Raw genomic sequence first — 21,523 nt, forward strand, 5'->3', positions numbered from 1 at the left:
TCAGCCCTCCGTGATGGCGTCGGCGGTGCCGAGATAGACCTCCTGCACCTGGGGATCGGCCTGAACCTCGGCCACCGTGCCCTGCGAGAGCACCCTGCCCTGGTGCAGCACCGTCACCCGGGTGGCGAAGCGGCGCATGAAGTCCATGTCGTGCTCGACCACGAGCACGATGCGCCTCGCCGCGATGCGCTGCAGCAGCTCGCCGGTCGCGGTGCGCTCGTCCTGGCTCATGCCGGCGACGGGCTCGTCGAGCAGCAGCACCTTCGCGTCCTGCACGAGCAGCATCGCGATCTCCAGCCACTGCTTCTGGCCGTGCGACAGGACGCCGGCCGGCGTGGTGAGCTCGCCGGTGAGCCCGGTCTCCTCCAGCGCACGCTCGATCGACGGGTCGATCCCGCGCCGGGCCCGCAGCAGCGAGACCGAACGGCGGTGGAGGCCGGCGGCGATGTCGAGGTTCTGCAGCACGGTGAGCTCGTCGAAGACGCTCGCGGTCTGGAACGTGCGGCCGATCCCCAGGCGGACGATCTTGTGTACCTGCTTACCCAGCAGCTCTGTCTCACCGAGCCGGGCCGACCCGGTGGCCTTGGTCAGCCCCGTGACGGCGTCGATGCACGTCGTCTTGCCGGCGCCGTTCGGGCCGATCAGGAAGCGGACCTCGCCGGGGTGCGCGTCGAAACTGACGCCACCGACCGCGACGAAACCCGAGAACTCGACGCGGAGATCCGTGACGACGAGGGAAGCGCCGGTCATGAGCGCACCTCTTCCAGTTCGGCGGCGGCGATCGCCGGCGTGGGCTGCTCGACCGGAGTCCGGCGCGCCCGCCCGGTGAACCGGGCCGGCAGCGACGACAGCCCGTTCGGCAGGAAGAGGATGACGACGATGAACAGCAGACCGAGGATGTACGTCCAGCCGTCGGGCCAGGTCGAGCCGAGGCTCGACTGCCCCCAGCCGACCGCTATCGCGCCGAGCGCGGGCCCGAAGAGCGAGGCGCGGCCGCCCAGGGCAACGCCCGCGATCATGAGGATCGAGGCGGCGGCGCCGATCTCGGCCGGGGTGATGATGCCGACGATCGGCACGAACAGCGCTCCGCCGATGCTCGCCATCAGCGCCGAGACGACGAAGGCGACGAGCTTGACGTTGGCCGGGTCGTAACCGAGGAAGCGCACCCGCTCCTCGGCGTCCCGGGTGGCGATGAGGAGCTCGCCGAAGCGGCTGCGGTAGAACTGCCACACCGCGAGCAGGCACACGATGAGCAGCCCGGCCGCGATGAGGTACACCATTTGACGGTTCGCCGGGTCGTTGAGCACGAAGCCGAAGAAGTACTTGAAGTCGCTGAGCCCGGTGTCGCCGCCGGTCTCGCGGATCGTGGAGCTGATCAGGACGGCCAGCGCGACGGCGAGCGCCTGCGACAGGATCGCGAAGTACGCGCCCTTCACCCGGCGCTTGAACAGCGCGTAGCCGAGGGCGCCGGCCACGATCACCGGGAGCAGCACGATCGCCAGCAGGGTGAATCCGGCGCTGCGGAACGGCTCCCAGAACACCGGGAGCGGCGCGAGCGGATCGTAGAGCACCATGAACCCGGGGATCCGGTCACCGGCGGTCTCCAGGGTCAGGTGCATGGCCATCGAGTAGGCGCCGAGGGCGAAGAACACCCCCTGCCCCATCACGAGCATCCCGCCCCGGCCCCAGGCCAGGCCGATGCCGACGGCGGCGATGGCCCAGCAGCAGTACTTGCCGAGGTTGTTGAGCCAATGATCGGTGAGGACGAGGGGAGCGACCGCGAGGAGCAGGACGGCGAACACCCCGATGCCACCGAGCGAGATCCAAGGCTTCTTGGTCATGCCAGACTCCTGGTTCGCACCGTGAACAGGCCCTGCGGGCGCAGTTGCAGGAAGACGATCACGAGGATGAAGGCGAGCACCTGCGCCAGGCTGCCGGTGGTCCAGTAGGCGAAGAACGCGAGGGCGACACCCACCGCCCACGCGGCGAGGATGGTGCCCTTGAGCTGGCCGATGCCACCGGCGGCGACGACGAGGAAGGCCGGGATGATGTACTGCGCGCCCATCTGGGAGTTCGTGCCGCCGATGAGCGACGCGGCCACGCCGGCGACGCCGGCCAGACCCGAGCCGACGAAGAAGGTGAGGCGGTCGATGGTGCGGGTGGAGATGCCCGTGGTCTCGGCGAGGTCGCGGTTGTGCACGGTCGCCCGGATGCGGCGACCGAACGAGGTGTACTTGAGCCAGGCCGACAGCGCGGCGACGCAGACGGCCGCGAGCAGGATGGTGAACAGCTGCCGCAGCGGCCAGTCGTAGCCGAGGATGGTCAGCTGCCCGTCGAGCCAGCGGGGCTTCTCCACCGGGACGCCCTGGGACGGGAAGATCTGCAGTGCCGCCTGCTGAAGGATCAGGCCGACGCCGACCGTGACGAGCAGGGTGTCGAGGGGCCTGCGGTACATCCACCGGATGATGGTGACCTCCAGCAGCAGGCCGAACAGGCCGGCGACGACGAACGCGACCGGCAGCGCCACCGGGATCGACAGGTCGCTGGCGACGATGACCTGCTGGACGAGGTAGGCGCTGAAGGCGCCGATCATGAGGAACTCGCCGTGGGCCATGTTGATCACGCCCATCTGGCCGAAGGTGAGCGAGAGGCCGAGCGCGGCGAGCAGGAGCAGCGCACCTTGTGCGCTGCCGTTCAGCAGCTGGGGGATCAGCGCGTCCACGTGCGGTCAGCCCGCCGCGTCCGTGAGCTGCTTGCGGATGTCCGCCGGGAACCAGTCGTAGCCCTCGAGGTAGGGGTCGGGCTCGATGAACTTGTCGGAGGCCCAGACGATGTCGAACTGGTTGTCGGCGTTGATCCGTCCGATGTGGCCGGGCTTGGAGATGTGGTGGTTCTCGCCGTCGAGCGTGACCTTGCCCTCCGGCGCGTCGAACGTGATCGTGTTCTTCTTGGCCGCGGCGTTCACCGCGTTGACGTCGAACGAGCCGGCCGCCTCGACGAGGGCCTTGTACAGGTAGAGCGAGATGTAGGCGGCCTCCATCGGGTCGGAGGTGACGCCGCTGCTGTTGGGGTAGGCCTTCCAGCTCTGGATGAACTTCGGGTTGGTGGGTGTCTTGAGCGACTGGAAGTAGTTCCAGGACGCGTAGTTGCCGGTGACCTCGTGGCCCATGGCCGGCGCCTCCTCCTCGGCGATCGACACCGAGATGATCGGCGTCTGCGCGGGGGTGAGGCCGGCGTCGTAGTACGCCTTGATGAAGCCGACGTTCGACGAGCCGTTGATGGTGTTGAAGATGAAGTCCGGTTTGGCCGCCGCGATTTTCGCCACCTGGCTGGTCCAGTCGTCCTTGTCGAGGGGTACGTACTCCTCGCCGACGATCTTGATGCCGAGCTTGGCCGCGTAGAGCTTGATGATCGCGTTCGCGGTGCGGGGGAAGACGTAGTCGCTGCCGGCGAGGAACAGCGTCTTCACTCCCTTGGAGGCGAGGAAGTCCATCGCCGGGATGATCTGCTGGTTGGTGGTCGCGCCGGTGTAATAGATGTTCGGCGAGGACTCGAGGCCCTCGTACTGCACCGGATAGAAGAACAGGCCGTTGAGCTTCTCGACGACCGGCTTCACGGCCTTGCGTGAGGACGAGGTCCAGCCGCCGAAGATCGCGGCGACGCAGTCCTGGGTGAGCAGCTTCTCGGTCTTCTCCGCGAAGGTGGGCCAGTCGGTGGCGCCGTCCTCCTGGACGTACTTGATCTTCTTGCCGAGGATGCCGCCGCCGGCGTTGATCTCGTCGGCGGCCATGTGCAGCACGTTGGAGACGGTCTTCTCGGAGATCGCCATGCCGCCGGTGAGGGAATTGAGGAAGCCGAGCTTGACGGTGTCGCCGGAGGTGTCGACGCAGCCGGCTGCCGCGGACGACCCTGCGCCGGCCGTGTCGTCGCCGGCTCGGGCGCCGCAGCCGGCGAGCACGAGGCCCATGGCCGTCCCGATGGCGCCCGTGGCGACAAGCACGCGCATCCGCTTGCTGGTGGAGGACATAGGGGGAACTCCGTTCCTGGTGAAGGGGGCGCGGCGCCGGGGCGCGGCGCGGCGGATCGTGCGGATGGAGATCTCCGGGGCGAGCCGCCGGTGTCCCGGGCTTCCCGCCCCGTGCCGCCGGCTGCTGCTGGTGAGAGCAGACTGGACATGGGTCATTACTTTGACATTTCCCGTCTGTTCCAACTCTGTAGCCAGCGGGATGGGCAAGGCGCTATATCCCCACAGAAACTCTGAAAACGGCACGCCTGAGTTGTCAGAGTTCTGCCACCCCCGGGGATGGTGCGGATCGGGTGGCAGAGTTCTGACATCGCCGATGCGAGCCGGCCGGGGTGTCGTTTCTTACCGTCGTTTCAGGTTCGCTCGGTATGAACGGGGGACTGGACCGTCCGTCCGACCCTGAAGGCAGCCATTCATGATCTCTGTGCTTGTGGCCGACGCCCAGCCGCTGCGGCGCTTCGGGTTTCGCATGCTGCTGGAGAGCGCACCCGACACCGAGATCGTCGGCGAGGCCGAGAACGGCACCGAGGCCGTTCGGCGGATCACCGAACTGCATCCCGACGTGGTGCTGATGAGCATCAGCCTGCCGGGTGTCGACGGGATCGAGGCAACCCGGCGCATCGTCGCCGCCGGTGGGCGTTCGCGGATCGTGGTGCTGACGACGTCCGACGTGGACCGGTACGCGTTCGCCGCGCTGCGGGCCGGGGCGAGCGGCTTCCTGCTCAAGGACGTCCGCCCGGAGGAACTGCTCGCCGGCATCCGGGCCGTCGCCGGCGGGGGCGCGGTGATCGCGCCGGCGCTGACTCGCCGGCTGCTCGACGCCTTCGCCGACCGGCTCGGCGATGACCTCTGCGAGCCCGTGCGGGAGGATCCCCGGCTGGAGTTCCTGACCGACCGCGAGCGCGAGATCCTCGTCGCCATCGGACACGGCCTCACCAACGGCGAGATCGCGCAACGGTTCACGCTGTCGGAGTCGACGGTGAAGACCCACGTCGGGCGGGTCCTCACCAAGATCGGCGCACGGGACCGGATCCAGGCCGTCATCCTGGCCTATGACCTGAGGCTCACCCGGCCGGTCTAGCACCTCATCGCGCGCGTCCGTCGAGGGCGTGACCCTCAGGACTCGCGTGGGGAGACCGTCATGATGCCGATGCACATCTCGTCGCTGGTGCCGTCGCCCCACACCACGTAGCGCGGCGGCAGTTTCCTCAGCTGCGGCAGCAGTTTGCGCAGCCGCACGTCGTGCGTGCAGGTCACCCGCAGCGTGTCTCCCGGGCCGATGTCCACCGGCCTCGGCAGCTTCATCAGCCGCTGGTTGTCGAAGTCGAACTGCGGCACGTCCAGGACGACCTCGGCCTTCGGCGTGCCCGGGTTGAGCTCGACCTTGATGGCCCGCCCGAGCATGTGCATGTGGCCGAAACCGGCGAACAGCGTCATCGGCGCCGCCACCTCGTGGTCGCAGGTCTGGGTGTTACCGGGCTTCGGCACGCCCCGGCCGCACTCCTGCACCTGACGGTCCGCCATGCCGCCGACGTCCGGCCCGAACCGCTTCGTCACGTCCGCGATCGAGGCCGCCCGGTCACAGAGCGGACCCGACTCGTCGGCGGCGCAGGGCAGGTCGGTCGGCGCGTCGAGTGACCATGTCTCGAGTTCCCGGGTCTGCGGCGTGCCGTCGGTCAGCCGCAGCCGCACCGCCGAGCGGTCCGGCCCGGCCGGCTTACCGCCGGTCGCGAGCAGGTTGTAGTGGATCTGGAGGACGAGCAGGCTGCCCGGCTCCAGCCTGTGACCGGCGTCCTGGTCGAGCAGCGTCTCCGTGGCGCCCGGCGCCCAGGTGTCCACCCACGCCGCGTCCCCCTCCTCGGCCTCGGCGCCGGCCACGCCGGTCCCGCCGAAACACCGCCAGCCGAGACCTGGGGTCTCCGCGTCGTGCTTGCGCACCGCGGCAGCGCCGCCCGGCGGCACCGCGTACACGATGGCGTGGTGCGCGATGGCGACGTTCTCCGGTGCGAACTGGGTCCCGGTCAGGAACGCCGCCTCGGTCAGGCCTGGATCGATCACCTGGCACCGGTACTCGTCCGAGCCGCCGCCCTCCGGCGGCGCCGGCGTGTAGGCCTCGGCCATCCTCAGGTGGACGAACCGCTCGCCGGCGCGCAGCGGCCGCGGTGGAGCTGACGACCCGCCCGCGTGCGCGCTGTGCGGGCCGGCCGTGGCGGGCGCCGCTCGGTCGCCGGCGTCCGACCCGCAGGCGGCGACCACAGCGAACGCCGTCACCAGCGTCGTGGCGCCCGCCCCGAACTTCCACAGTGGGCCGTCGGGTCTCGTCATAGCTCAAAGCTAGGCCTGATCCCGTCCCGTTGCGTCATACCGCGGTCGTCATTCCCGGGAGAGGGGCGGTACCGCGGTACCACTTTCCGAAAACGCCGTTCGGCACCCGCACGAGCGCCGCATTAACGGTCGTCTCAGATTCGCTCGGTACGAATTCGGCCTCAGTTGAGCGACGTAACGCGCATCGAGGAGGCAATTGATGTCAGTCAATGAGGTGTCGTCCCGGGAAACGCCGCCGGGCCGGTGGGTGCCGTGGTTGGTGATCGGCTTGTGGGTGGCGCTGGCGGCGGTCATGGTGCCGTTGAGCGGAAAGCTGAGCTCGGTCACGACCGACAGGGCCGTGGACACCCTGCCGGCCAGTGCCGAGTCCACCAAGGTGGCGGTGCTGGAGGACAGGCTCTCCGGCGGTGAGGACAGCACGTTCGTCTTCGTGTACCACCGCGCCGGCGGCATCACCGACGCCGACCGCGCGACGGTCGAGCGCCACTACAACACCCTTGCCAAGCGGTACCCGCCGAAGGCGACGACCGCGCCCGGCGCCGAAGGCGAAGACGAGGACCCGGCGACGAGACCCTCCGCCGATGGCAAGGCGATGATGTTCACCCTCCAGGTGAGCGCGGCCTACGGCCCACCGGAGAGCATCGTCGGCCCGCTGCGTGACGCCGCGAAGGACCGTCCCGCCGGCCTGGAGCTCGACGTGACCGGCCCGGCCGCGGTCGACGGCGACATGGACGCCATCTTCGACGGCATCGACCTGCAGGTCTTCCTCACCACCGTCCTCGTGGTCACGCTCCTGCTCATCCTCACCTACCGCAGTCCGGTGTTGTGGCTGATCCCGCTGGTGGTGGTGGGCGCGGCCGCGCTGACGGCGATGGCGACCGTCTACCTGCTCGTCAAGGGCTTCGGCATCGTGGTCAACGACCAGAACTCGGCGCTGCTGACGATCCTGGTGTTCGGCGTCGGCACGGACTACGCGCTGTTGCTCATCGCTCGATATCGCGAGTCCCTGCACCACCACGAGAACGTCCGGGTCGCGATGGCCCACGCGCTGCGCGGCGCGGCGCCGGCGATCGTCGCGTCCGCGGCCACCGTGGTCGCCGGCCTGCTCTGCTTGCTCGTCGCGGACCTGAACAGCACCAGCGGGTTGGGCCCGATCGGTGCGGCCGGCATCCTGTGCGCGCTGGTGGCCATGTTGACGCTGTTCCCGGCGGTGCTCGTGGTGCTGGGCAGGCGGATCTTCTGGCCGGCCATCCCGCGGTTCGGCACGGCCGTGGCGGAGAAGCCGGGCCTGTGGGGACGGCTCGGCACCGTCATCAGCCGCCGCCGGTGGGTGGCGACGCTCGGCTCGTTCGCCATCCTCGGTGTGCTCGCCATCGGGTTGGCGGGCAACACCGGCGCCCTGCGGGAGCAGGACCAGTTCCTGTCCGCGCCGGAGTCGGTCACCGGCTTCACCGTTCTCCGCCGGCACTTCCCGGAGCTCGGCGGCCAGCCGATGACGATCTTCACGCGGCCGTCGCACCAGGAGCGGGTGCTCGACGTCGCCGAGGGCACGCGCGGTGTGGCCATGGCCATCCCGGAGCAGACCAGCGGTGGCTGGGCCGCCATATCCGTGTTCCCGGCGGACGCACCGGACACGGTCGCGGAATACGACACGATCAAGCGGGTGCGCACCGCCGTGCACGCGGTGAGCGGGGCGGAGGCGATCGTCGGCGGGCCGAGTGCGGAGAACCTCGACACCGAGGTGACCACCCGGCGCGACGAGAAGCTGGTGATCCCGCTGGTGCTCGCCGTGGTCCTGATCGTCCTCGGGCTGCTGCTGCGCGCGATCGTGGCCCCGCTGATCCTGATGGCCACCGTGATCGTCTCGTTCGCCGCGGCCTTCGGCGGCAGCGTGTTCGTCTTCGACACGATCCTCGGGTTCAAGGGCGTCGACCATGCGGTGCCGCTGCTGGCCTTCATGTTCCTGGTGGCGCTCGGCGTCGACTACAACATCTTCCTGGCCAGCCGGGCCCGGGAGGAGACCGCGCGTCTCGGCACCAGAGGGGGCATGCTCAAAGCCCTCTCCGCCACCGGTGGGGTCATCACCTCGGCCGGCCTGGTCCTGGCGGCCACGTTCGCGGTCCTTGCCACGCTTCCGCTGGTGATGCTGATCGAGGTCGGGTTCCTGGTCGCCTTCGGCGTGCTGCTCGACGCCCTGCTGGTGCGGTCGGTCCTGGTGCCCGCCCTCACCCTGCTGATCGGCCGGCGGATCTGGTGGCCGAGCCGGCTGTCCCGGCCGGTGGAGCCGCCGCACGGTCAACGGCCGCTTGCGGACGACCAGGAGCCCGCGCTGCAACGGTGAGCGCGGCGGCACGGACGAGCCGCCGGGGCGGGTCAGCGCGCCGCGTTGTCCTCCCCGGCGGTGAGCCGCGCGATCGGGGCGGGCGGGGCCGCGGCCGGAAGGCCGACCCGAAGCAGCGCGCCACCGCGCGCGGAGCGGGCGACGGCCACCCGCCCGCCGTGGGCGTCGACGACCCGCTGCACGATCGACAGCCCTAGACCGGATCCCCGCAACGCCCGGGCGCTTTCGGCACGGTAGAACCGGTCGAACACCCGCGGCACGTCGGCGGCGTCGATGCCCGGCCCGGCGTCGTCGACCTCGAGCACCGCCGACGCGCTCTCGGCGCGGAGCCGCACCTGGACCGGCTGGTCCGCGGGGGACCACTTGCCGGCGTTGTCGATGAGGTTGAGCACCGCCCGCTGGAGCGCGGCGGGACGTCCGCTCACCCACACGGAGGTCACGTCCATCGCGATCTCGATGTCGGGCACGCGGGAGCCCACCCTGGTCGCGGCGGCCACCACCACGTCGGCGAGGTCGAGCAGCTCGGTGCTCTCGTCGCTGACGTCACCGCGCGCCAGATCGGTGAGCTCGGCGGCGAGGGCGCTCAACTCGGCCACCTGGGCGCCGAGATCGTTGAGGAGCCGCGTCCGGCTCTCCGCCGGCAGTGCGCTGTCCAGGGTGCCGCGCCGATCGAGCCGGATCAGCAGTTCGACGTTGAGGCGCAGGCTGGTGAGCGGCGTCTTGAGCTCGTGGGCGGCGTCCTCGGCGAGCAGCCGCTGAGCCTGCCGGGAGCTCCGGAGCGCGGCGAGCATGTCGTTGATCGACTGGATCAGCCGCCGGATCTCCCCACCGCCCTCATCCGGGATGTCGGCGTCGAGATCGCGGGTGTGAGCGACACGTACCGCGGCGGCGGTCAGCCGGTCGATCGGGGCCAGCCCGGTCCGCGCCACGGTGAGCCCGGCGAGGGCGGCCCCGGCCATGCTGAGCAGCCCGATCAGCAACATGCCGAACCCGAACCGGTTGATCGGGCCGTCGTCGGCGACGTGGGCCACCTGGACCGCGCCGTCGCCCGCCCGCAGCGTGTAGATGAGGTAGCCGTCCTCGTCGCTGTCGTTCGACTCCAGCAGGTCGGCCGACGCGCCACGCGCGACGCGCCCGGCGTGCTCGCTGACCGCGGGCAGCGCGGGCTGGCCGGCCGGCGTCCGGGTCGAGCCGTCGGGCAGGATGACCCGCACCAGCCGGCCGGATCCTGGATACGGCGGTAGCTGAACCCGCGCCAAACCGGCACGCTCCGCGTTCGCCGCCAGGACGCGGGAGTCGGCGCGTAGCTGATTCGCGGCGGTGCTCTGCAACTCCCGAGCCAGGAGCTCGCTGGCCACCTGGAAGGCGAGGAACACACTGACCGCGATGGCCGTCGCCGCGATCACCGTCATCCTGGTCCGCAGGGACCGCCGGCGCCACCATCGGGTCAGCCGGCGCGGTTCCCGGCCGGCGGGCCTGCTCACGGAGGAGTCTCCCGCAACGTGTATCCCAGGCCGCGCAACGTGTAGATCAATCGCGGCTCACCCTCGGCCTCCATCTTGCGGCGCAGGTAGCTCACGTACACCTGGAGGTTGTTGGCGGTGGTGCTCATGTCGAAGCCCCAGATCGCCTCGAACAGCGCGTCGCGGGTCAACACCCGGGTCGCGTTGCGCACGAGAACCTGCAGCAGAGAGAACTCGGTCCGGGTCAGGCGCAGTGGCCGCCCGCCACGCCACGCCTCGAACCGGTCGGCGTCGACCCGGACGTCGGCGAACGACAGCACCTGCGACTCCCCGTCGGCCGGCGCGCGCCGGCGCAGCAGGGCCCGCACCCGGGCCAGCAACTCCTCGGTGGCGAACGGCTTGGGCAGATAGTCGTCGGCGCCCGCGTCCAGCCCCGCGACGCGGTCGGCGACCCGGTCACGGGCGGTCAGCATCAGCACCGGCAGATCCCGGCCCGCCGCCCGCAACCGCCGGCAGGTCTCCAACCCGCCGAGGCGGGGCATCATCACGTCGAGGATCAGCAGATCCAGCGTGTCACCGCCCGCCTCGCCGACCCGGTCGAGCACGGCGAGGCCGTTGGCGACGGTGCTGGTGTCATAGCCCTCGACCTGGAGCACCCGCTCCAGCGACTCACGGATGGCCGCCTCGTCATCCGCGATCATGATCCGCATGCCGGCCCGCCCCCTGCAATCGATGCTTTTGCGGCTCATGCTCCCCGACCAACCTGAGGCCAAGATTAGAGCCGTCGAGCAGCTCGATCCGTACGCACGGGCCGGCCTCCCCGGCGCTCTTGCCGAGGAGGCCGGCCCGTCCGTTGGCGGATCACCTCAGAGGCGCGGATCCTCCTGGACCTTCAGGGCGTTGAGGATCGGGTCCGCCTCGCCCTTCTCGCGGTTGAACAGGATCGTCAGGTCGCCGCCGGTGTGCTCGACGGTGACCGTGTTCGTGTCGGCGGTCAGGGCGCCCACCTTCGCCTGCACGTCGTGGTCGTACAAGGCGATCTTGCCGTTGGCGAGGACGTCGAAGGCGCGCGTGCCGGGCTTCACCTTCTCGATCTCCGCGAAGTCGAGGCCGATGCGGTACGTCCCGGCCGGGGCGTTCTTGAACACGTAGCTGAACGTCTCGCCGGTCCGCTGGGTGCGGAACAGCGCGTCGTCCTGGGTGCCGGCGATGTCGGCCCTGGTGGTACGCACCTTGCCGCCGACGTGGCCCCAGCTCCGCGAGCCGAGCGCCTGGTCCGGCGACCACGCGGAGCCGTACCCGGAGCCGCCGGCGTCGACGGCCTTCCAGTAGGCCGACGTCGCCAGGCGGACCGGCTTGAGCTGGGTCGCGCCCTTGGCGGCGTTCGACGACACCAGCAGGTTCCCGGTGAGCACGCCGGGCTTGAGGCCGGCGTTGTCGGCCGTCACCGTGACCGTCGTGGACTTGCCGGCCGCGAGGGTGACCGTGCCGGTCGCGGCGGCGCCCGTGAGGGTGAGCCACGGAAGGTCGGCCTGCTCGCTGAGCCGCACCTCGAGCGGGGCGGAGCCGCTGTTGGCGACGGTCACCTTGGCCGTCGCCTTCTGGCCCTTGTCGAGGAGCCAGTCCAGTTCGCCGCCGGTGACGGTGGCGATGCCCGTGGTCAACGCCGTGTTCATCACCTCGGCCTGATCCTTCTTGGCGATGGTCACCGTGCGGCCGGCGGCGACGTAGTTCGGCGCCTCGACCCGCACGGTGTTCTCGCCGACCAGCGCCTGGGCCTTCCACCGGCCCTTCACGTCGGTCGTGATGACCCGCTCACCCGCGGGCCCGTTGAGCGTGACGACCGCGCCCTCGATCGGCTTGGCGTCGTTGGCGTCGGTGACCGTGCCCTCGATCGTGCCCGCGGCCGGGAGGCTGTACTCCAGCCCCAGGCCGGCCTTGAGGACGGGCTGGTTGAAGGAGTACTGGGCCGCGGGGTTGCGCTTCAGGCTCTCCACACCGACCGTCGCCGACGACCCTCGGGTGAGGGGGTTGTCGCCGCCGACGCCGTCGCCGTAGCCGATCTGGATCCGTCCGTCGGCGATCAGGGTGACCGAGAAGCTGACGCGCGCCGTCCGGTCACTGTAGAAGGCGACGTTGCGCCATTCGACGACCTCCGCCGCCACGCCGTCCACCTCGGTCATGCCGAAGTAGATGCCCGCCTCGTCGTCGACGACGAGGTCGTCCCAGAACGGGTAGATCGCGTCGATCGGGGACGAGGACGGCAGTGCCGTGTTGCTGCCCGACGTGGCGGCGCGGTCGAAGATCAGCGTGCCGTTCGTCGTCACGCACACCCCGTCCCAGGCCGTGTCGTAGAACGGCTGGAGGTAATCGTCGCTGAACCACAGCGGGCCGCAGAGGTCGTCGCCGTGCCAGCCGGACTCCTCCGTGCCCTGGCGGTAGAGCCCCTCGGTCACCTTCATCGTGTACGAGCGGCCGGCGGGAGCCACCGGCACGGGACCGGGGTCCGGCTGCTCCGGCTCGGGCTCGGGTTCCGCCGCGTCCGCCCGCGGGTCGAGCGTCACCCGCAGCGCGGCGATGCTCGGGGGCTTCAGGCCCTTCGAACCACGCAGCTCCACGGTGAGCGGGCCGCCCTCGTGCCGCACGACGGCCTTGCGCCAGTCGGGGGCGTTCTGCCCCACGGCAGCGGCCGGATCGTACGCGTATTCCTGGAGCGCTCCGTCCACGAGGACGTCGAACACCCGCTTGCCCTTGCCCACCTTCTCGATCTCGGCGAACCCGAAGTCGATCGCGTAGGTGCCCTTGGGCGCGTCCGGGAAACGGTAGAACAGTCGCGTGTCGGCCGTGGTCCGCTGTGACTGGAAGAGGGGGGCGATCGGGGCCCTCGTGGTGGCGACCTTCGTCTTCTTGCCCTCGTAGCCCCACGACTTCTTGCCGGCGGCCTGGTCGGCGGACCAGGTGTAGCCGGAGCCGTCGGTGAGCTTCGCGCCGCCGGCGTTGACGCCGACCTGGTACTTCGTGGTCGTGAGCGTCACCGGGACGTAGCTCTTGGACTGGCGTCCGGAGTCGGACCGGACCACGATGTTCGCGCCCTGGACTCCGGGCTCGGCGCCCTTCGACGAGATCGAGACTTTGACGGTCGCCGACTGTCCGGGGGCGAGGGTGCCGCCGGTGGACGAGAGCGACAGCCACGGCAGGTCGGTGAGCAGGTCGTCCTCGACGTCGACGAGCACGACGTCGTCGGCGATCTGGTCGGCCGCCCACAGCGCGCCGGTGGCGTCGGTCTCGAGACCGCCGCCCTGGCCCGCCTTCTGGCCCGGGAACCACCACGCGTTCACCAGCGAGCAGTCCTCGGGGTCGACCTGCAGCAGGCGGGTGGGCCGGTTCGAGGTGAGGTCGGTGTACCAGATCGTGTCCGACGCCTGGTTGTAGGCCAGGCCCATCACCTCGGGCAGCGGCGGGGCGCAGAAGGACAGGAGCTCGCCCGCGTTGTCGTGCGACGTGCCGGCAACCGTGCCGATCATGCCGTTCGCGCGGCCGCCGACGTAGAAGACGTCCTGGGCCGGGTTGTAGGCGAGACCGGTCAGCTGCAGCGTCGACCAGTCGCCCTTGATCTGCCTCGTCTCCTTTCCGGTCTCGCGGTCGAAGCAGTGGATGTAGCTGGCCGGGCTGTCCTCCATCTGGCACATGTCACCGGTCTTGGTGTCCAGGGCCATGTCGAACGCCCGGTAGTCGGGGTTCCACGACGCGTCGAAGACCTTGCCGGTCTTCTTGCCCGTCACCGTGTACGCGGTGTTGGTGCGCGCGTTGTAGTCGTGGACCCAGACGTCGCCGTCGTACCCGATGCCGGAGGGCTCCTTCTCCGCGATCGTGCCGGGGATGGGGATCCGGGTGATGACGTCGCCGCCGGAGGTGGCGCCGACCTTGGCCGCCGCCTGGGCTTCGGTGACGCTGGAGGCGGTGCTGGAGCCGGCCGGCTTGCCGTCGACGTTCGACGGCTTCATGCCGCTCGCGCCGGCCTTCCACGCGGCGAGGTCGATGGTGCCGGTCGCGCCCGTGCCGGTCCGTGCGGTGGCGCCGGCGGCGTCGAGCTCGGGGTGCCGTGCGGCTTCGCCCAGGTTGTACGTGAGGGGAGCGGATCCGTTGTTGGTCAGCGTGAGCGTGCCCACGCCGTTCTGGCCGGTGCCCAGCAGCGCGTCGAGACCGTCGGCCTTGAGGCCGGCGGCACCCGTGGTCAGACGTGCGTCGACCTTGGCCTGCGCGTAGAGCTTGGCCAGCGAGAACGGGTACGCCGCGGTCGTGTAGTTCGGCGCCTCGACCGTCATGGTGTAGTCGCCGACCGGAAGCTGCCGGTGCACGATGCCCGTCCCGTTGGTGGTGACGGCCTCGACCAGCCCGTCCTTGGTGCTGAACGAGACCTTCGCGCCGGCGACCGGCTGCCCGTCGTTCTGGTCGGCCACCGTCGCGTCGAGGTAGCCGAAGTCGGGCATGTCGTACGTGACGATCATGCCGTCGTGCAGCACCGGGGAGCTCTCGGAGAACCGGATGCCGTCGACACCGGCCCAGCCCTGGATGCCCGTGGTGGCGTGCGCGCCGGCGGTCACCGGGTCGCTGGACCCGACGCCGTCGCCGTACCCGAAGATCACGGTGCCGGAGCGGGTGATCGTGGCTGAGAAGGTGACCGGCTCCGTGTAGTCCGCCCGGTCCGGCCAGGCCCAGAGCTTGGCGTTGCGGTACTCGATGACGAACGCGTCCTCACCGTTGACCTTGGTGGCCGCGGTGAAGACACCGCCGCCGGGCGCGAACTCGACCGGGGTCTGCATGTAGAACGGGAAGATGCCGGCGCCGCCGGTGCCGGGGCCGGTGCTGTCGTCCGGGGAGATGACGCCGCGCAGGCCGACGTTGAGGGTGTCGTGGCTGCCGTTGTAGAGCGCGATCGGGAACGGCAGCTTCACCGTGGCCCAGACGCCGCTGCTGAACGTGACGGGATCGGTGCCGCGCAGGTACTCGCCCTCGGAGACGGCGCAGCTGTAGCCGCCCTTGTCGACGACGAGCCCGACCGGGATCTCAGACGGCTCGTTCCGCCCGCCGACGGTCAGCGGGACGGTCGTGGGCGAGAAGCAGGCGTTGGGCTCGACGGCCAGGCCGTACGAGCCCTCGGGGACGGCGCTGATCGTGAACGCGCCGTTGGTGTCGGTGCGGACCGGCTTCAGCGGCGTGTCCTTGAGGGAGACGTCGGCGTTCGGGACGGGCCGCTTCTTGTCGTCGACGACCCGGCCGCTGATGTCGTGCCGCGTGGCGGCGGTGAGCGGCAGCGTGACGGCGGTGTCCTGGCCCAGGGTGATCGTGACGTCGGCGGTCGCGGTCAGGTAGCCGAAGACCTTGGTGCTGAGCTTGTAGTCGCCGACCGGGAGGTTCGTCGTGAACCGGCCGTTCTCGTCGGTCCCGATCGACCGGCTGAACGGCCCGCTGATCGTCACGTCGGCGGCGGGAACCGGGGCGCCGCCGGCGGTGACGACACCGGTGAGGGTGCCGCCCTTGCGGGGCGCGAGCTCCAGCAGGCGTACGAGGTCGAGCCGCCCCTCGCCGTACATGTTGTTGACGTCGGCGGTGCCGCCGCACTCGGTGTCGTCGACGTCGACGGCGGACTCGCCGAGCAGGCGGCGGGTCTCCTCGACCTGCCCGATCAGGGTCGGGTCGTAGCTCCAGAGCGCCGCGACGGCGCCGGCCACGTGCGGTGCCGCCATCGACGTACCGGACATCTCGACGTAGCTGTCGCCCGGATAGGACGAGCGGACGCCGTCACCCGGTGCGGAGATCTCGGGCTTGATCCGGCCGCCCTCGCCCTCGCCCTTGCGGGAGAACGACGCGAGCGTGCCGTCCGATGAAAGGGCGCCGACGGAGTAGGCGCTCTGCGCGGCGCCGGGCGAGGAGACGGTGTCGCAGGCCGCGTACGGCGTGGTGTTCCCCGACGACCAGGTGCTGAAGATGCCCGCGGCGGTCCAGGCCTCGTCGACGGCCTGGAAGAAGTCGTCGAAGTCGTGTTCGACGTCCTGGCCCCACGAGTTGTTGATGACATGGGGGCGCTTGGACGGGTCGGGGTTGTTGCCCTGGAGGTCGGTCGGCGCGAGCAGCCACCAGCCGGACCGCAGCAGCGACTCGACGCCGGTTCTGTCGCAGCAGCCGTTCGTCGCGATCCACTGCGCGTCCGGTGCGACGCCGACGTGGTCGGCGCCGTCGGCGCCGACCATGGTGCCCATGGTGTGCGTGCCGTGCCCGTTGTCGTCGCACGGCGCGCCCGCGCACGAGCCCCGGGTGGCCATCCAGTTGTAGTTGTGGTCGACGGTGCCGTCCGGCTTCGTGCCGCGGTACTGGTGCGTCAGGGCGGGGTGGTCGAACTGGACGCCCGAGTCGAGATTGGACACGGTGATGCCGGCGCCGGTGGCGCCCATGGCCCACGCCTGCGGGGCGTGGATGGCCTCCAGGCCCCAGGTGACGGCGTCGTCCTTCGGGGCGGCGGCCCGGGCGGGCGCGGGGGTCTTCTCGTCCACGGGATCGACGAGCGCGACCTGCGGCGTCGCGTGGATCTCGGCGACCTGCGCCCGCGCCGCCACGTCGAGGGCGAGCTTCTCGGTGCCGCCCTTGACGAGCACGGCATTGACGATCGGGTACGAGGTGTATTTGACGCCGGCGCGGTCGAGCTCGCCCGAGACGGAGGCCAGGGAGTCCTTCGCCGCCGCGGTCAGCGCGTCGTGGACGAACGTGCCGCGAGCGGTCCAGTCGGCGATCTTCTTCGCCGGCCCGAGGTCCGCCCCGGCCTCGAAGGTGATCCAGAAGTCGGAGCTCGGCTGCGCGCGGAACCGGTCCTTGAGGGACGAATCGATCTTGGCGGCCGGGGTGGGTTCCGGCTCCGCCGCGGACGCCGGTAGTTGCTGAAGAATGCTCAGGCCGACCGATGCGGCCAGCGTCGCCGCCAGGGCTTTGAATCTCATGGGGTCCCTTCCGCCTACAGGGGTTGGTAGGGGTCGTGGCTCTCGTGGTCGTCGTCGCCGGCGTCGTCGTCGGCGTCGTCGGACAGCTCGAGAGGTGGCGGGTGCTCGACGGCGGAGTCGTCACGCACGTCGGGCCGCTCAGGCATGCATCGGCCGTGGGCTATGAATCATGGAGCCATGCTCGGGCGGAACGAGCGACCTTAGCTATTAAGCAGATACGTCAATCTTCTTCGGCGAAGACGCCGGCCTCGACCGCCTTGACCGCGAGCGCGGTACGGGAAGTCACCTTCAGCTTGCGCATCGCCGCGCGCAGCTGCTGATCCACAGTGGCCGGTGATTTGGCCAGGATCCGGCTGATCTCCCGGTTCGTCTTGCCCGCCACGACCAGCTGGACCACGTCGAGCTCGCGGGGCGAGAGTTGGTCCCCGTACCCGCGCCGGCCGCCGCGCCACAGTCGCGGAACCTCGGCGCCGTGCTCGCGGAGCCGCTGGGCGACACGGTCCGCGTCGCCGCGTGCGCCCAGCCGGAACAGCTGCTCGTACTGCGCCGCCAGCAGTTCACGGCCCTGCTCGATCCGGCCCTGCGCCACGAGCGCCTCGGCCTGCCGCTCGCGGGCGCGCATGGCGTCGTAGGGCCGCGGCAGCGCGCCCCAGGCGCGCGCCGCCCGGTCGTAGGCCGCCGCCGCCCGCGAGGGGTCCCCGGCCGCGGCGAGCAGCAGGGCACGGCAGACGGCGAGCGCGGCGCGCGGCGCGGGTGCCGTACGGCCACGCAGTCCCCGGGCGAACTGGTCGACCAGGCGTGTCGCGGCCGTCAGGTCGCCGGCGGCGAGCAGCGCCTCGATCCGGGCGGGAACGAGGTCCGTCGCCCAGACCCAGATGCCCTTGCGCCGGACGGTGTCCATCGGCTCGTTCGTGACCCGCAGCGCCCGGCGGCTGTTTCCGTCAGTCAGCCAGAGCCGGGCCAGCGCGGCGGCCGCCTCCATCGTGTCGTCGGCCGCGCCGAGACGGGCAGACTCCTCCAGGACCAGCCGGAACTGCTCCTCCGCGGCCCGCCGCCGCCCGGCCGCGGCCGCCAGCCGGGCCGCCAGGCGAATGCTGCCGAGGTAGTGCGCCGGCCGGTCCCGGTCGGCGTCGATGAGGGCCTCGCTCGTCTCCGCGAGACCGTCCCACCGGCCGGTGTTCCACGCCAGGTTGGCCTGTTCGAGCCGGACGTTGTGCCGCAACCGGGACGCCTGCTCGGCCTCGGCGAGGCGCATGGCCACCGCGAGGTGCTCCTCGGCGTCGGCGTACCGGCCCCAGATCAGCGCCCCGGTGCCGACATTGACGTGGATGCGGGCCACGTCGAGACGCTCCGCCGCCGTCGTGCCGTCGAGGGGCAGACCGGCGACGACGTCCCAGGCCTCCTCCTCGCCCAGCATGAGCAGCGCCGCGGCGCGGTTCCCGGCCAGGTTCAGCCGCTGCGCGGGGGAGTCGATCTGAGCGGTCAACTCGGCGGCACGATCCAGCCAGCGCCGATGGGTCGAGGCCGGCCACGGTCCCGCGTACGCCCAGCCGAGGTAGGTCATCGCCCGAGCCGCCTCGACCGGATCGTGGTCGAGGTTGGCCACCGCCTGCTCCAGCTCGCCGAGCGCGGCCCGCGCCTCGCCGCCGGTGATCAGGAGCCGGCCCAGCGGGTTGCGGATCTCGGCCTGCTGGCGGGGGGAGAGGCCCGGGGTCTCCAGCACCGAGCGCAGGATACGGATCACGCGGTGGTAGACCTCGTCGACCGGCTCACGACGGCCCAGCGCGGCCACTCCGGCGATGCGCGCGACACGCGCCCGGTCGGCCGGCGGCAGCACGGTCCACGACAGCAGATCGACGAGCAGGTCGACCGCCTTGGTGTGGTCGCCCGAGGACATGGCCAGCTCGGCGCCCTGCTCGGCGTACCGCGCCCAGGACTGCTTCTCGCCGGCCTCGCGGAAGTGGTGGGCCAGGCGCGCCACCGGCGGGGGGTGGATCTGCTCCAAGGCTCGGCCGGCCAGCAGGTGGAAGTGCCGGCGGTCGGTCAACGGGATCGCCTCGTAGACGGCGGTCGCAACCAGCACATGCCGGAACCGCCACCGGTCGTGGTCGTCTCCGTCCAGCACACCGGCGCCGGCCGCCTCCGCGATGCCGGCCCGGCACTCGGCCGGTGACAGGCCGGCGGTCATCGCGATCGTCGCCACCGAGGAACGCTCGGCCAGCGTGGCAGCCGCGCGCAACACCTGCTGCGCCGTCGGCGACAGGCGGCTCACCCGCTCCCGGGTGGAGTCGCGCACCGTCGGCGGAACCCGTAGCTCGCGCAGCTTCAGCCGTACCCATTGACCGTCGCGGAAGACGAGGTCGGCGCGGTCGCACATGAGGCGGACCGACTCCTCCACGGCCAGGGGGACGCCGCCGGTCCGCTCGTGCATGAACGTCGTGAACTCCTGCGAGATCGGGTTGCCGTCCAGCATCGACGACACCAGCCCCGCCGTGCCGTCCGGTCGCAGGGGCGCCAGGGCGATCCTCAGCTGGGTCACGCCGGCGGGCAGCCGGGACGTCAGCCGCAGCAGCAGCGAACCGTCGTCCACCTCCTCCGGCCGATAGGAGATCACGAGGCTGAGCCCGTCCGGCTGCTGCCGGGAGATGACGAACAGCAGGAACTCCAGGGTCACCTCGTCGGCCCAGTGCGCGTCCTCGAGCACGAGAACGTCGACACGCAGCGCCCGCAGCAACTCGTCCAGGGCACGGAACAGGCGATGCCGGGCGGCCTTCGCATCGTCCAAGGGCGGCAACGCGGGCGGCAGGTGCGACGACCATTCCGGGAACAGGGGCCGCAACGCGCCCGCGAGCTCGGTGAGCCGCAAGCCCGGCACCGGGCGCTCGATCCCGAGGAACGCGTCGACGATCGGCCCCAGGGTCAGCGACTCACGAAGCGGCGGGCACACCGACACCAGAGCGGTGCGCCGGTCCGGCGCGGCCAGCCACTCGCGCAGCAGCCGGCTCTTGCCGATCCCCGCCTCACCCTCCACCAGCACGATCGCCGGAGGCCGGGCCAGCGCGTCGCGCAGCGCCGCCATCTCCCGATCACGACCGACGAACCGCGGTGCGAAGACGGCCGGCGCGGTCCCGTCCTCGGGCGAGGGGTCGAGCATGCGTGATGATCTCGCTTTCGGCGCGACCGCACAAGACCATCACGGCTCCGCCCGGCCGAAGTGATAGGCAAAGCCGGGGTCAAAGCCATGCCGGACGTGAACAGCAGGAACTCGACATCGAGGTCACCCAGGATTGCTGCCAGCCACTCACGCCAGGCATCCGTATCGTCCGTGAAAATCGAGGGATCCGTGTCGGCCAGCAGCTCGGCCTGTCCGAAGATGACATAGAGCGCCAACTCCTCCAGGACGGTGCGGGCAACAAGATCTCCAGGCCGATGTCACGGAGCCGACCGTCGCCGGTGTCAGCGGAGTCGTCACCTGTTCCCGGGAGCCTGCTCCACCCCAGGGCTCGGCAGACACCGCGAGCCTTGTCGTGTCGGATTGCTCCCCCGGCCTCATAGCGGCTCCATGACTTCGCGCCAACCCCCGCCTTCGCCGCTGCTTCCTCGATGCCCAGGTGCAAGGAGATCCGTCGATCGCGAATGGCAGCCGCGAGTTGCCTGCTTCCCGACGTGGTGCGGGGCATGATGTGGGCTGGCCGATGGGCCTGCTCGACCGGCGAATTCGGCGAGGGTGCAACGCGGTCTCGTACGATGGGCTCATGAGCGCGGAGACCGTTGGCCTGCACATGCCCGCCATGGTGACGCTCGACGACCTGGCGGCGATGAACGCCTCGGATCCGAACGGCCACCGTTACGAGACCAGCCCCGAGGGAGTGCTGTCCGTCATGCCGCCCGCGGACTCGGAACACGCGCAGATCGCCAGCCGACTCTTCGCCTGGCTGCTCATGGCGGGCTGGCCGGCCGACCAGATTCTTCAGGTCGCCGGCATTCGCGTTCCCGGAAGCGGGCGGGACGGCGGCCGGATTCCCGACCTGAGCGTGTGGAGCAAGGCGCCACCGCGCGCCGTCTGGCTGGCCGTCAGTGATCTCCTTCTCGCCGTCGAGATCGTCTCGCCGGGCTCGGAGGCGATGGACGAGGTCACCAAGCGGCGCGAATACGCCTCCGCGGGCATCCCTCAGTACTGGGTCGTCGATCGTGACGACGCTCAGACGGTGACTCTCTACCGGCTCTCTTCGAAAGCTGCCTACACCGAGCGCGCGAAGATGCCGTTGGCGTGGCTGCTGCAGACCAGTCCCAGCGATCACCTCGACTGACGCTCGGTGTGGCGGCCTGGTGCCGTGTGCGCGAGGCCGGCTCACGACACCAGGCGGAAGGACGCGTC

13 protein-coding genes are annotated in these 21,523 nt (G+C 70.7%); 3 read left to right on the forward strand and 10 right to left on the reverse strand.

The window, feature by feature from the left end; translation table 11 throughout:
* Genes urtD through urtA form a run of 4 tightly spaced genes read right to left on the reverse strand, consistent with a single transcriptional unit; the run spans nt 1 to nt 4,027 of the window.
* Nucleotides 1-750, reverse strand: a complete 750-nt coding sequence (gene urtD / locus Ade02nite_RS21370; protein ID WP_203766320.1) for an urea ABC transporter ATP-binding protein UrtD — start codon at nt 748-750, stop codon at nt 1-3.
* Nucleotides 747-1,841 (reverse strand): urea ABC transporter permease subunit UrtC, encoded by a 1,095-nt coding sequence (gene urtC / locus Ade02nite_RS21375; protein WP_203766322.1) that lies wholly within the window; start codon nt 1,839-1,841, stop codon nt 747-749. The genes urtD and urtC overlap by 4 nt, the downstream gene beginning before the upstream one ends.
* Entirely contained in the window at nt 1,838-2,722 is an 885-nt protein-coding gene (gene urtB, locus Ade02nite_RS21380; protein WP_203766324.1) for an urea ABC transporter permease subunit UrtB, read from the reverse strand. The genes urtC and urtB overlap by 4 nt, the downstream gene beginning before the upstream one ends.
* 6 nt (nt 2,723-2,728) lie before the next feature.
* Entirely contained in the window at nt 2,729-4,027 is a 1,299-nt protein-coding gene (urtA, locus tag Ade02nite_RS21385; RefSeq protein ID WP_239168938.1) for an urea ABC transporter substrate-binding protein, read from the reverse strand.
* Between the two features lie 412 nt (nt 4,028-4,439).
* On the opposite strand from urtA, the gene Ade02nite_RS21390 reads away from it, so the two are divergent.
* Nucleotides 4,440-5,105: a response regulator gene (locus Ade02nite_RS21390; RefSeq protein ID WP_203766326.1), complete on the forward strand. Its 666-nt coding sequence runs from the start codon at nt 4,440-4,442 to the stop codon at nt 5,103-5,105.
* A 35-nt stretch (nt 5,106-5,140) separates the two neighbouring features.
* Here Ade02nite_RS21390 and Ade02nite_RS21395 read toward each other — a convergent pair whose 3' ends face one another.
* Nucleotides 5,141-6,349, reverse strand: a complete 1,209-nt coding sequence (locus Ade02nite_RS21395) for a monooxygenase (RefSeq protein WP_203766328.1) — start codon at nt 6,347-6,349, stop codon at nt 5,141-5,143.
* A gap of 199 nt (nt 6,350-6,548) precedes the next feature.
* On the opposite strand from Ade02nite_RS21395, the gene Ade02nite_RS21400 reads away from it, so the two are divergent.
* A complete protein-coding gene (locus Ade02nite_RS21400; protein ID WP_203766335.1) occupies nt 6,549-8,690 on the forward strand; it encodes an MMPL family transporter in 2,142 nt (713 codons plus the stop codon).
* 32 nt (nt 8,691-8,722) lie between these two features.
* Here Ade02nite_RS21400 and Ade02nite_RS21405 read toward each other — a convergent pair whose 3' ends face one another.
* From Ade02nite_RS21405 to Ade02nite_RS50330, 5 genes are all read right to left on the reverse strand, one after another.
* Nucleotides 8,723-10,174: a sensor histidine kinase gene (locus Ade02nite_RS21405; RefSeq protein ID WP_203766337.1), complete on the reverse strand. Its 1,452-nt coding sequence runs from the start codon at nt 10,172-10,174 to the stop codon at nt 8,723-8,725.
* Nucleotides 10,171-10,863, reverse strand: a complete 693-nt coding sequence (locus Ade02nite_RS21410; RefSeq protein ID WP_203766339.1) for a response regulator transcription factor — start codon at nt 10,861-10,863, stop codon at nt 10,171-10,173. Before Ade02nite_RS21410 ends, Ade02nite_RS21405 begins: the two co-directional genes overlap by 4 nt.
* Before the next feature lie 156 nt (nt 10,864-11,019).
* Nucleotides 11,020-17,145, reverse strand: coding sequence for a S8 family serine peptidase (locus Ade02nite_RS21415; protein WP_203766341.1), 6,126 nt, complete (start codon nt 17,143-17,145; stop codon nt 11,020-11,022).
* 14 nt (nt 17,146-17,159) lie between these two features.
* Nucleotides 17,160-17,291, reverse strand: coding sequence for a hypothetical protein (locus Ade02nite_RS50325; protein ID WP_275409933.1), 132 nt, complete (start codon nt 17,289-17,291; stop codon nt 17,160-17,162).
* Between the two features lie 74 nt (nt 17,292-17,365).
* The gene (locus tag Ade02nite_RS50330) at nt 17,366-20,299 is read right to left on the reverse strand and encodes an ATP-binding protein (RefSeq protein ID WP_203766343.1); all 2,934 of its coding nucleotides are present in this window, start codon (nt 20,297-20,299) and stop codon (nt 17,366-17,368) included.
* A gap of 601 nt (nt 20,300-20,900) precedes the next feature.
* Here Ade02nite_RS50330 and Ade02nite_RS21425 point away from each other — a divergent pair.
* A complete protein-coding gene (locus Ade02nite_RS21425) occupies nt 20,901-21,455 on the forward strand; it encodes a Uma2 family endonuclease (RefSeq protein ID WP_203766345.1) in 555 nt (184 codons plus the stop codon).
* Nucleotides 21,456-21,523 lie beyond the last annotated feature (68 nt).

It is taken from the genome of Paractinoplanes deccanensis (assembly GCF_016862115.1).
Lineage (GTDB): Bacteria > Actinomycetota > Actinomycetes > Mycobacteriales > Micromonosporaceae > Actinoplanes > Actinoplanes deccanensis.

Coding starts and splice junctions, on each gene's coding strand:
- Ade02nite_RS21415 (WP_203766341.1), bottom strand. CDS start 17,145: ATGAGATTCAAAGCCCTGGCGGCGACGCTGGCCGCATCGGTCGGCCTG.
- Ade02nite_RS50325 (WP_275409933.1), bottom strand. CDS start 17,291: ATGCCTGAGCGGCCCGACGTGCGTGACGACTCCGCCGTCGAGCACCCG.
- urtC (WP_203766322.1), bottom strand. CDS start 1,841: ATGACCAAGAAGCCTTGGATCTCGCTCGGTGGCATCGGGGTGTTCGCC.
- urtA (WP_239168938.1), bottom strand. CDS start 4,027: ATGTCCTCCACCAGCAAGCGGATGCGCGTGCTTGTCGCCACGGGCGCC.
- Ade02nite_RS21400 (WP_203766335.1), top strand. CDS start 6,549: ATGTCAGTCAATGAGGTGTCGTCCCGGGAAACGCCGCCGGGCCGGTGG.
- Ade02nite_RS21410 (WP_203766339.1), bottom strand. CDS start 10,863: ATGCGGATCATGATCGCGGATGACGAGGCGGCCATCCGTGAGTCGCTG.
- urtD (WP_203766320.1), bottom strand. CDS start 750: ATGACCGGCGCTTCCCTCGTCGTCACGGATCTCCGCGTCGAGTTCTCG.
- Ade02nite_RS21395 (WP_203766328.1), bottom strand. CDS start 6,349: ATGACGAGACCCGACGGCCCACTGTGGAAGTTCGGGGCGGGCGCCACG.
- Ade02nite_RS21425 (WP_203766345.1), top strand. CDS start 20,901: ATGAGCGCGGAGACCGTTGGCCTGCACATGCCCGCCATGGTGACGCTC.
- Ade02nite_RS21390 (WP_203766326.1), top strand. CDS start 4,440: ATGATCTCTGTGCTTGTGGCCGACGCCCAGCCGCTGCGGCGCTTCGGG.
- Ade02nite_RS50330 (WP_203766343.1), bottom strand. CDS start 20,299: ATGCTCGACCCCTCGCCCGAGGACGGGACCGCGCCGGCCGTCTTCGCA.